Annotated in this window: 10 protein-coding genes and 1 pseudogene (1 of these 11 only partly in view); 3 read left to right on the top strand and 8 right to left on the bottom strand. The window is 55.1% G+C overall.

Features of this window, described 5'->3' with window-relative positions; genetic code table 11:
- From FVQ81_12975 to fliP, 8 genes and pseudogenes are all read right to left on the bottom strand, one after another.
- Nucleotides 1-759 (bottom strand): annotated as a pseudogene (locus FVQ81_12975) (FliA/WhiG family RNA polymerase sigma factor) (it extends 42 nt beyond the left edge of the window).
- Nucleotides 760-827: 68 nt separating this feature from the next.
- On the bottom strand, nucleotides 828-1151 hold the full coding sequence (locus FVQ81_12970) for a hypothetical protein (protein MBW7997460.1): 324 nt from the start codon (nucleotides 1149-1151) through the stop codon (nucleotides 828-830).
- A 20-nt stretch (nucleotides 1152-1171) separates the two neighbouring features.
- Nucleotides 1172-2443 (bottom strand): flagellar biosynthesis protein FlhF, encoded by a 1272-nt coding sequence (gene flhF, locus FVQ81_12965; protein ID MBW7997459.1) that lies wholly within the window; start codon nucleotides 2441-2443, stop codon nucleotides 1172-1174.
- Entirely contained in the window at nucleotides 2440-4506 is a 2067-nt protein-coding gene (gene flhA / locus FVQ81_12960) for a flagellar biosynthesis protein FlhA (protein MBW7997458.1), read from the bottom strand. The genes flhF and flhA overlap by 4 nt, the downstream gene beginning before the upstream one ends.
- Before the next feature lie 55 nt (nucleotides 4507-4561).
- Complete coding sequence (gene flhB / locus FVQ81_12955) at nucleotides 4562-5647, bottom strand: flagellar biosynthesis protein FlhB (GenBank protein MBW7997457.1); 1086 nt, start codon at nucleotides 5645-5647, stop codon at nucleotides 4562-4564.
- 20 nt (nucleotides 5648-5667) lie between these two features.
- Nucleotides 5668-6447: a flagellar type III secretion system protein FliR gene (gene fliR / locus FVQ81_12950; GenBank protein MBW7997456.1), complete on the bottom strand. Its 780-nt coding sequence runs from the start codon at nucleotides 6445-6447 to the stop codon at nucleotides 5668-5670.
- Between the two features lie 50 nt (nucleotides 6448-6497).
- Nucleotides 6498-6767: a flagellar biosynthesis protein FliQ gene (fliQ, locus tag FVQ81_12945; GenBank protein MBW7997455.1), complete on the bottom strand. Its 270-nt coding sequence runs from the start codon at nucleotides 6765-6767 to the stop codon at nucleotides 6498-6500.
- A gap of 16 nt (nucleotides 6768-6783) precedes the next feature.
- A complete protein-coding gene (gene fliP, locus FVQ81_12940; GenBank protein MBW7997454.1) occupies nucleotides 6784-7584 on the bottom strand; it encodes a flagellar type III secretion system pore protein FliP in 801 nt (266 codons plus the stop codon).
- 287 nt (nucleotides 7585-7871) lie between these two features.
- Between fliP and FVQ81_12935 the strand changes: the two genes are divergently transcribed.
- The 3 genes from FVQ81_12935 to FVQ81_12925 all read left to right on the top strand — a co-directional run.
- Entirely contained in the window at nucleotides 7872-9032 is a 1161-nt protein-coding gene (locus FVQ81_12935) for an ImmA/IrrE family metallo-endopeptidase (GenBank protein ID MBW7997453.1), read from the top strand.
- 4 nt (nucleotides 9033-9036) lie between these two features.
- Nucleotides 9037-9504, top strand: coding sequence for a DUF4411 family protein (locus FVQ81_12930; protein ID MBW7997452.1), 468 nt, complete (start codon nucleotides 9037-9039; stop codon nucleotides 9502-9504).
- 222 nt (nucleotides 9505-9726) lie between these two features.
- Nucleotides 9727-9981 (top strand): aconitate hydratase (locus FVQ81_12925; protein ID MBW7997451.1); only part of this gene is annotated, 255 nt, incomplete at its 3' end.

The raw sequence follows: 9981 nt of genomic DNA, 5'->3' as shown, positions 1-9981 counted from the left end.
CTCTGAAATCTGCATCACTTCGCCGATTTCCTTGAGTGTCAGGCCCTCGTAGTAGTAGAGCGCCACGACCAGTTTCTCCCGCTCGGGCAGGCTGTTGATCCCGCCCACCAGCAGGTTTTTCATCTCGTTGCGCTCGAGCATCGAGTGCGGGCCGTAGTTCTCGTTGTCCTCGATCACATCGCCCAGCTTCACCGACTGGTCGTTGTCGTCGTAGACAGTGTCGTTGAGCGAGAGAAAAATTATCGGGCTGACTTCCTCGAGCAGTTCCTGGTACTCGGGGAGGCTCATGCCCATTTTCTCGCTGACTTCCTTCTCGGTGGCGGGGCGCCCGAGAGCGATCTCGAGTTCCTGGAGATTCTTTTCCAGGTCGCGCGCTTTCTTGCGCACGCTGCGCGGTACCCAGTCCAGGCTGCGCAGCCCGTCGATAATCGAACCCTTGATCCTCAGGGCCGCGTAGCTGGTGAACCTGACCTGCTTCTCGGGCTTGAAATTGCCGATCGCATCGATCAGGCCCAGGATGCCCAGGCTCTTGAGATCGTCGGATTCAACTGACTGAGGCAGCGAGATCGCCATCCTTTCGGCGATATAGTTGATCAGCGAGAGGTTCATCACCACGATCTCGTCCCTGACCTTCAGATCGCCGTTCTTCTGGAACTCGGCCACCAGTTTTTCGATCAGCTCGTTCTTGAGCGCGCGTTTCTCCGCCTTGCTGGTGTCGGGGTCGACACGTTTGTTTTCTCGAGCCGCGGCTTTATTCATTGCCTTGCGCAGAATCGTATTTGACTGGAAGTTCTGCAGCGTCTGCCCTTTCTCTATTTAAGTTACCGTCACTCACCAGCCTGTTCAACGTTTTCAGCCGGCAGGTCGGCCGTCTCCACCGGTAAGCCGCCGGTTTCGCCTTCGCTCATATCGAACTCGGCGTATTCTTCGTCGTCGCGCCTTGTTCCGCCGACCGGCTCATCGGGCTGGACACTGCTCACCACGCTCAGCAGAAACCAGCGGAACGCGTAGCCTGCCAGCGCGAAGAGAGTCATCAGGATAATCGACCTGAACACGCAGGTCATGAACGGAATCCCGCTGACCATGCAGATCAGCAAGGCCAGATAGCTCATCAGGAACGACAGTTTCAGGATGTTGCCTTGCGAATCCACTTAGCTGGCCCCAACTTTCTCTAAAATACGTTGCCCACCACCAGTTTCGCGATCTTGGCCGCGTCGGCCGGCTCGATATCCTCCGGCACTTCCTGGCCGAAAGTGAGATAGCTGATTGGAATCCCGGCATCGCGGGCGACACCCACGATCGAGCCGAACGTCAGGGTCTCGTCGAACTTGGTCAGCAGCAGCCTCATGCTCTTGCCGGTGCGGAACCGGCGGATGGCGTGCTGCAGGTCGCGCGGCTTGGTGTCCACGCTCAGGACGAGGTGGACCTCATCTGGGCCGGCCGCGGTGACGAAATCCTTCAGCTCGCTCAGCATCTTGTCGTTGAACTGGCTGCCGCCGGAAGTGTCGATCAGAATCACTTCCTTGTCCTGATGGCGCTTGACCGCCCGGGTAATATCGCGCGGCGAGTGGGCGATCTCCAGCGGGATATCCGCGATTTCGCTGAACGTACCCAACTGCTGGGTGGCGGCCACCCGGTAGGTGTCGGCGGTCACCATCACCACTTTGTGCCCGCCGTAGAAGCGCTTGTTGGTAGCCAGCTTGGCCAGACAGGTCGTTTTACCCACGCCCGAGGGTCCGGCGAACAGGATGATCAGCGGGTCCTTGCCCGAGGGTTTGGCGGGGCGGGAGACCGGGATCATCCTGGTGATTTCCTCTATCAGGTATTTTTCCACCAGCTCGATCTCGTTGTACTGTTTTTCGCTGAAGCGGGCGTAGAGTTTCTGGATCAGGTCGCCGGCGGTGCGCTCCTCCAGCTCGATATTGACCAGCTTCTTGTAGACCTCGCGCAGCACCGGGGGCAGCGAGGGCATCCGCTGGTACTTCATGTGCTCGGCCATCTCGCCCACCGCGGAGCGGAGGTCCTTGAGTTCCTGCTGGAGCATGCGGACATTCGCCGAGTCTATCGGCGTGCGCCTGCCGATCCCGTTGCCCGGAGAGGCGCTTGCCACCGGCAGAGGCGGGACCTGGCGAGCCAGGAGCTGGCCAAAGCTTCCCTTGGCACCGGTGGCCACAGCGCCGTTATCTCCCACGGTGAAGGACACTCTGCCGCCGGCCGCATTCACCTCGGCCCCGTTACCGGGCTTTGCCGCCGAAGGCGAAGCAACCAGGACGTTGTCCTCGGTCGTGGCTGTGACCTCGAACATTTCCTTGCCGATGAAGTCGAGCAGGCCGCCGCGGCTGATCTTGCGGCTGCCCAGAATTACCGCACCCGTGCCCAAGTCGCGCTTCATCTTTTCCAGGGCTTCCCGCATCGAGGGGGCGGTGTACTTTTTCACTTTCATGTCAACGCACCTTCCCTTTCGGTCTGGACGGTTCCAAATGAGGAGATCTCAGCCGTCTGTGGAAGCTCGGCGTAGCTGATCACCACCAGGTGAGTGAACACCGGTTCCACCAGACGCTTGAAATACTGGCGGATCGACGGCGAGCAGATCAGCAGGGGCTGCAGACCCTCGGAATTCATTCGTTCGACCTGTTCGTTAAGTGAAGAGGTAATCTGTTCGATAAACCTCGGCGGCAGGGCCAGCGAGCTTCCCTGGTTCACGGTGCTCTGGATGACCTCGGCGATAGTGCGTTCCACCTCGGGCGCCAGAGTGATAGCGCTGACCCCTCCCTCATCGTCCTTATATAGATTGTAGATTGTCCGGCTCAGGCTCTGGCGCACGAATTCGGTAAGCACGCCGAGATCCTTGGTCTGGGACGCGTAGTCGCTGAGCGATTCGAGGATGGTTACCAGGTCGCGGACCGGCACGCGTTCGCGCAGCAGGTTCTGGAGAACTTTCTGGACATTACCGACGTTCATCGAGTTCGGCACCAGCTCGTCGACCAGAGTAGCGTTCTCTTTCTTGACATTGTCAAGCAGGGTCTGGGTGTCCTGGCGGCTCAGAATTTCGTGAGCGTAACGCTTCAGCGTCTCCATCAGGTGGGTCGCCAGCACAGCCGGAGCCTCCACGACAGTGTAGCCCTTGCTCTCCGCTTCCTCGCGCTTGTCCTCGCCGATCCAGATCGCTTCCAGGCCGAACACCTGCTCGGTGGTGTGCTGGCCCTCAACTTTTTCGGTGACAGTCCCGGGGTCGAGAGCCATGTACTGGTTGACATTGATCTCCCCGCGGGCCACCTCGATTCCGCGAATCTTGATTACGTACTCGTTGTTCGTCAACTGGATATTGTCCCGAATACGGATCGGCGGTACAATGATGCCCACCTCGAGGGCGCACTGCTTGCGGATTTCGGTGATCCGGCCCAGCAGATCGCCTCCCTGGTCGATATCGACCAGCGGGATCAGCCCGTAGCCGATCTCAAGCTCCAGCGGGTCGACCTGCAGGAACTCCTCGATCTGGGCGTTGACATCCGCCGGGGCTTCCTCGCGCTCCTCCAGTTCCTCCCGCTCGGCCTTCTCGGCGGCCGCCAGCTGACGGCGTGCGCCCAGCCCCATCAGACTCAACAGGATTGCCAGGACCACGAACGGCATGGTCGGCAGACCGGGAACGAGACCGAAAAACATCAGCACGGCGGCGGTGAGGAACAGCGCACGCGGCCGGGCCATCAACTGGTTCTGGATATCGACTCCGAGGCTGCTCTTGCTGCTGGCACGGGTAATAATCACACCGGTCGCGGTGCTGACCACCAGGGCGGGGATCTGGCTCACCAGACCGTCACCGACCGTCAAGAGGGTGTAGGTCTTGATCGCCTCGGGAAATGTCATGCCCATCTGGGCCACACCGATAATGAAGCCGCCGATAATATTGATGAACGTGATCAGGATCGCGGCGATCGCATCACCGCGCACGAACTTGGCCGCACCGTCCATCGCGCCGTAAAACTCCGCTTCCTGGTCGATCTTTTCGCGGCGGGCCCGCGCCTCGCGCTCGTCGATCAGGCCGTTGTTCAGATCGGCGTCGATAGCCATCTGCTTACCCGGCATCTTGTCCAGGGTAAAGCGGGCGGCCACCTCGGCGATCCGGCCCGCGCCCTTGGTGAGCACGACGAAGTTGATGATCACGAGGATGGAGAAAATGATAATCCCCACCACGTAGTTGCCGCCGACCACGAACGTGCCGAACGCCTCGATCAAGCGGCCCGCGTAGCCCTCGCTGAGGATCAGCCGGGTACTGGCGACATTGAGCGAGAGCCGGAACAGCGTAGCCATCAGCAGCAGGCCAGGGAACACCGAGAGCTCCAGCGGCTCGGTGGTAAAGAGCACCACAATCAGGATCAGCAGGCCCAGGCTGATATCCAGGGTCAGCATCATATCCATGAACACCGGCGGCAAGGGGATAATCATCACCACCAGGATCCCCACCACGCCCAGGGCCAGCATCACGTCGCTGTACTTGCTGATTCTCATCTTCCCGAATTCTCCGTCACCGGCTCAGCCGCGCCGAACCGGGGATCTCCAGTGCTCAAAGGTTTCTGGGACGTTTGTTTCTCTTGAGGCGGTAGATATACGCCAGCACCTCAGCAACCGCCTTGTAGAGCTGCGAGGGCACCTCGGCGCCTACCTTGCAGAGCTTGAAGAGCAACTGGGCCAGCGGTTTGTTTTCGATTATCGGAATATCGAGTTCCCTGGCGATTTCCTTGATCTTCTCGGCCACCTTGCGCGCACCCTTGGCCAGCACCACCGGGGCGTTCATGCCTTCCGGATCGTATTTAAGCGCCACGGCCAGGTGGATCGGGTTGGTCACCACCACGTCGGCCTCCTTGACATCGGCCATCATCCTCCTGCGCGCGGCCTCCATTTGGATCGAGCGAATCCTGCTCTTGACTATCGGGTCACCTTCCTGCTGCTTGCGCTCCTCTTTCACTTCCTGGCGGCTCATCCGCAGGTCCTTGAAATGTTTGTAGCGCTGCCAGATATAGTCCAGCACCGCCAGCACGAGCAGCAGCAGTGCGATCCGGATACTGAGCCCGAACATCTGCTGCATCAGGTAGCTGAAGAACTGGCCGACTTCCTGGTCGAGCAGCAGGATATAGTCGCCGAACATGGCGGAAATGGTCCACCAGCTCAACGCGGCCACCATCGCCACTTTCAGGATACTCTTGACCAACTCCACCAGGGCGCGCGAGCTGGCGAAAGTGCGCTTGAGCCCTTTGAGCGGATTCATCTTGCTGGCTTTGGGCTGCAGGGCCTTCCAGCTCAGGTTTGGTCCGCTCTGGGAGATCCCGGTCAGCACGCCGATCACCATCAGCAGCATGAACAGCGGAGCGGTCAGCATGACCATGAACCACACCGCCGCTTCGGCGTAGGGCTTGAAATTGTCCGTGGTGATTTCGAGGTCCACGGCGTGGTTGAAGATGTAGTAGCTGACCTCGCTCATCTCGCGCCACATCCCGCCGGCCAAGAAATAGAGTCCCGCCACTCCGGTCAGCAGAATCATCATGCTGCTCAGTTCCACTGACCGGGGCAGATTGCCCTCTTCGCGAGCGTCTTCCAGACGCTTTTGAGTGGGTTTCTCTGTTCGTTCTTCCTGACTTTTCTCCTCAGCCACTTATTCCCCTTGCGCGCCGCCTACAGGTAGCGCAGCAGGATCATGATGTTGTTTTCCATCCCGTGCACCAGCTTGGTGAGCACGTAGACGAAGAACGGGAGGCTGATCCCCAGCAGCAGGATCCCCATCCCCACCTTCACGGGAAAACCGATAATGAACACGTTGATCTGCGGCGCCGTGCGCGCGATAAATCCCAGCGCCACGTCGGCCAGGAACAGCGCGGCCAGCAGCGGCGCACCCATCTTGAGCGCGATAACGAACACCTCGGCTGATATTCGGATAAACTCGATGGCCATCGGGCCCTCCAGATGCACCCCGGCGATCGGGATCACGGCGAAACTGGCGGCCATCGCCTTGAACAGGAAATGGTCCCAGAACAGGCTGAGATACAGCAGCACGGCCAGCAGGTTCTGAGTGGTGCCGATAATGCTGATCTGCTCCTCGCTCATCGGATCGATCACGTTGGCCAGCCTCAGGCCCATCTGGAAGCCCACCAGGTCGCCGGAGTACTGGATACCGTGAAACACGATCATCGAGACGAACCCGATCGCCATCCCGACAAACAGTTCCTTGAAGACCACCGCGCTGTAGGTCCAGAGGTTGTCCGGCAGCGGGATACCCGAAATATTCAGCGTGGGCACCAGCACCAGCGTAATCACCAGCGCCAGCCCGATCCTCACCAGGCGCGGCACGTTCTCGCTGCCGAAAAACGGCATGGTGAAAATTATCCCGCTGATCCGGAAAAAGATCAGCGAGTAGATTTCCACCTGGCGCAGCGCTATGTCGGTTACCGGCGGCATTGTTACCGTGGCGTCCTCTGACGGTTCAACTGAGCCGCCCGGGCTGGTCCCTATTTGATATATTCAGGGATGTTGGTAAACAGCTCCACCGAGAAATCCAGCAGCGTATTCATCATCCAGGGCATGAACAGGATCAGGCTGACCACGACCGCGAGGATTTTCGGGATGAAAGTCAGGGTCTGCTCCTGGATCGAGGTGGCGGTCTGCATCACGCTGATGCTCACTCCCACGATCAGGCCCGCGATCAGCATCGGGCTGGCCACCATCACCGCGGTCAGGAACACCTCGCGGCCCAGATTAATTACGAACTGCTGACTCATTGTTTGCTCCTTATGCTTAACTGAAACTTCGCATCAACGAACTGACCAGCAGGTACCAGCCGTCCACCATCACCAACAGCAGCACCTTGAAGGGCAGCGAAATGATAATCGGCGGCAGCATCATCATGCCCATCGACAGCAGTACGCTGGAGACGATCATGTCGATCATGATGAACGGCAGATAGATCAGAAACCCGATCTGGAACGCCACCCGCAGCTCACTGATGATAAACGCCGGGATCAGCACAAGGGTCGGGACCTCAGCTGCGGTGGTCGGCTTGTCCATGTCGGACATGAACACGAACAGCGAGAGGTCTTTCTCCCGCACCTGGCTGAACATGAACGTACGCAGCGGCTCTATCGCCAGGCCGAAAGCTTCCTGCTGGGTGATATCGCGGCGAAGGTAGGGCTGCAGCGCGTTGTCGTTGATCTGTATCCATACGGGGCTCATGATGTAGAAGGTCAGGAACAGCGCCAGGCCGACCAACAACTGGTTGGCCGGCATCCCCTGGGTGCCTATCGCCTGGCGCAGGAAATGGAAGACGACCACGATCCGCGTGAAACAGGTCATCATGATCAGGATCGAGGGCGCCAGGGTGAGGATGGTCATCAGGAACAGCAGCTGGAGCGTGATCGCGAAATCCTCGGGCTCCTGGCTGGCTCCCAGACCGATCGAGACGTTAGGAAAAATTGTCCCGCCCGGCGTACCTGCTCCCTGGGCCAGGGCGGTGTCGTGGCAGGAAAAAGTTGCCACAATCACTACCCCCAGCACGGCCAGCAGAATCCGGCTGACAGCCTTACGGCCCGGCCTCTTCATCGAATTGACACTCCCCCGGTAACGAGTTCTTTTTTTCCTGCCCGTACCAGTTGAGCAAAAAGCGTACCTGCATTTTGCGCACTACCCATATGATCAAACACCATAAGCCAGAGCACCTGAAGACTACGCAGGAGTTTTTTACTTAAATGCTTGATTGATTATTCGAGGGAAGGTATTATAATTGCTTAAAGAAGGCAGAACAGTTGATCAAACTCAGTTTATTGTCCCAGTAAATACCCGCGATCAGCGTACTGCACAATTCAGTTGGCTATTAGGATAGATTTAATATGGTTAAACCAATTCCAGTAAATCCGGCTTTGCTAACATGGGCACGTGAAACTGCGGGCCTTAGTATAAAAGATGTTGTTGAAAGCATGAAACTTAAGAGTGTCACTAGCGAAACCGTTAACGCTTGGGAGGCTGGTACTGATTATCCAACCTATGCTCAACTAAAAAAACTGGCTTACAAAATTTACAAGCGTCCGCTTGCCTTATTCTTTTTCCCCAATCCACCCGTAGAAGAAACTCCAAAGCAGGCATTTCGAACTTTGCCTGATTATGAAATCAACAACCTCCCATCTAGAATGAGGCTTTTGATAAGAAATGCAAGAGCAATGCAATTAAATTTGAGTGAACTATATGACAATGCTAATCCTGCCAAAAAAAATGTTGTCAAAGATTTATCTTTTGATCCTAATGTTGAAGCCGACAAAATGGCAATAGCTATTCGCAAATATTTACAAGTTGACATACAAGAACAAACCAAGTGGAAAGATAGTGAGATCGCCTTAAAGGCTTGGCGTGATATTTTGGAGGACAATGGAGTTTTTATATTCAAAGATGCTTTTCAGCTAAAAGATTTCTCAGGATTTTGTTTGTATGACGACCAATTTCCCATAATTTACGTTAACAACAGCAAAGCTAAAAATCGTCAAATATTTACTTTATTTCATGAATTGGCACATCTCCTTTTTCGCACAGGAGGAATTGATACCCGAATTGAAAAATATATCGATTTTTTAGTTGGGGAAAATCGGCTTATTGAAATTCTATGCAACCGTTTTGCTGGTGAATTTCTTGTGCCCTCAGAAGACTTTCGGCAGATCGTTCGTGGCCGTCAAATAGATGACAATTCAATTCAATTTATAGCAGATCACTACAATGTAAGCAGAGAAGTCATTCTTAGAAAAGCATTTGACCTTAATCTAGTTGACCAAAGATATTATCAGGACAAAGTTGAAGAATGGAGAAAATCCCTCAAAGAAAAAAAGAGAGATGGTGGAGATTACTATAAGACCAAAAGTGCATATTTAGGCGAAAAATATTTAGGGACTGCTTTTAGTCGTTATTATCATAACAGAATATCAATTGAACAATTATCTGAATATCTTGGAGTAAAAGTAAAAAATGTAGCCGGCATGGAACAATTGCTGCTTAACAAGGCGTGACTGAATGATATATGTCCTCGACACTGGTCCTCTAATAGATTTATTTAATCATTATTATCCTGATCGTTTTCCATCTCTTTGGGAAAAATTCGAATCACTAGTGGATTCTGGGCATGTTGTTTCCGTTGATGAAGTACTCAACGAGATTCAAGATCGCGGTGACCGTCTATCTAAATGGGCTAAGGACAATAAGCACATCTTTCATACTCCCACTGCAGTTGAGTTGGAGTTTGTCACCCAAATATTTAGTATCCCGCATTTTCAATCCATGATCAGGAATCAAGAGCGATTAAAGGGCAAACCTGTCGCCGATCCTTTCGTTATTGCCAAAGCAAAACAAATAGACGGTTGTGTAGTGACTCGTGAATTTCATAAACCTAATGCTGCACAAATTCCTAATGTGTGTAACCATTTTATGATTCCTTGGATTGACCTCGAGCAATTCATGGCTAATGAAAATTGGGTGTTTTGATCTAATCCTTTGATTTTGGTAATTGCCCTGTTTCTGGTATCTTTCAACTCTCACACGCCCCCTCCCTCCTTTGCATTTTCCTCGTTCCACATTTATATTATTTACGCTAGATTGATCAGCCGCACGTGAGATAAGCCCGGCGGCCGGTAAGTTTACATTGCGCCAAATCGATCCGGCATGAGCAGGCTGACAACTTCAAAATAGCGGGAGTGCAAGATGGGGATGAATATCGTACACAAGATTCTGAACTCGCACCTGGTCAGCGGCAAACTGTCCCCTGGACAGGAGATCGCGATCCGGGTCGACCAGACCCTGACCCAGGACGCCACCGGGACAATGGCCTACCTGCAGTTCGAGGCCATGCAGATTCCGCGGGTCAAGACCGAGGTCAGCGTGAGCTATATCGACCACAATATGCTCCAGACCGGCTTCGAGAACGCCGACGACCACCGCTACCTGCAGAGCGTGGCCCGCAAG

It is taken from the genome of Candidatus Glassbacteria bacterium, assembly GCA_019456185.1.
In the GTDB taxonomy this organism is placed as follows: Bacteria; Gemmatimonadota; Glassbacteria; order GWA2-58-10; family GWA2-58-10; genus JAJRTS01.
The sequence above is the reverse complement of the archived record's forward strand: the minus strand, read 5'-3'. Positions and strand labels throughout refer to the sequence as shown.

Coding starts and splice junctions, on each gene's coding strand:
- flhF (MBW7997459.1), bottom strand. CDS start 2,443: ATGAAAGTGAAAAAGTACACCGCCCCCTCGATGCGGGAAGCCCTGGAA.
- FVQ81_12935 (MBW7997453.1), top strand. CDS start 7,872: ATGGTTAAACCAATTCCAGTAAATCCGGCTTTGCTAACATGGGCACGT.
- fliR (MBW7997456.1), bottom strand. CDS start 6,447: ATGCCGCCGGTAACCGACATAGCGCTGCGCCAGGTGGAAATCTACTCG.
- flhA (MBW7997458.1), bottom strand. CDS start 4,506: ATGAGAATCAGCAAGTACAGCGACGTGATGCTGGCCCTGGGCGTGGTG.
- fliQ (MBW7997455.1), bottom strand. CDS start 6,767: ATGAGTCAGCAGTTCGTAATTAATCTGGGCCGCGAGGTGTTCCTGACC.
- fliP (MBW7997454.1), bottom strand. CDS start 7,584: ATGAAGAGGCCGGGCCGTAAGGCTGTCAGCCGGATTCTGCTGGCCGTG.
- FVQ81_12930 (MBW7997452.1), top strand. CDS start 9,037: ATGATATATGTCCTCGACACTGGTCCTCTAATAGATTTATTTAATCAT.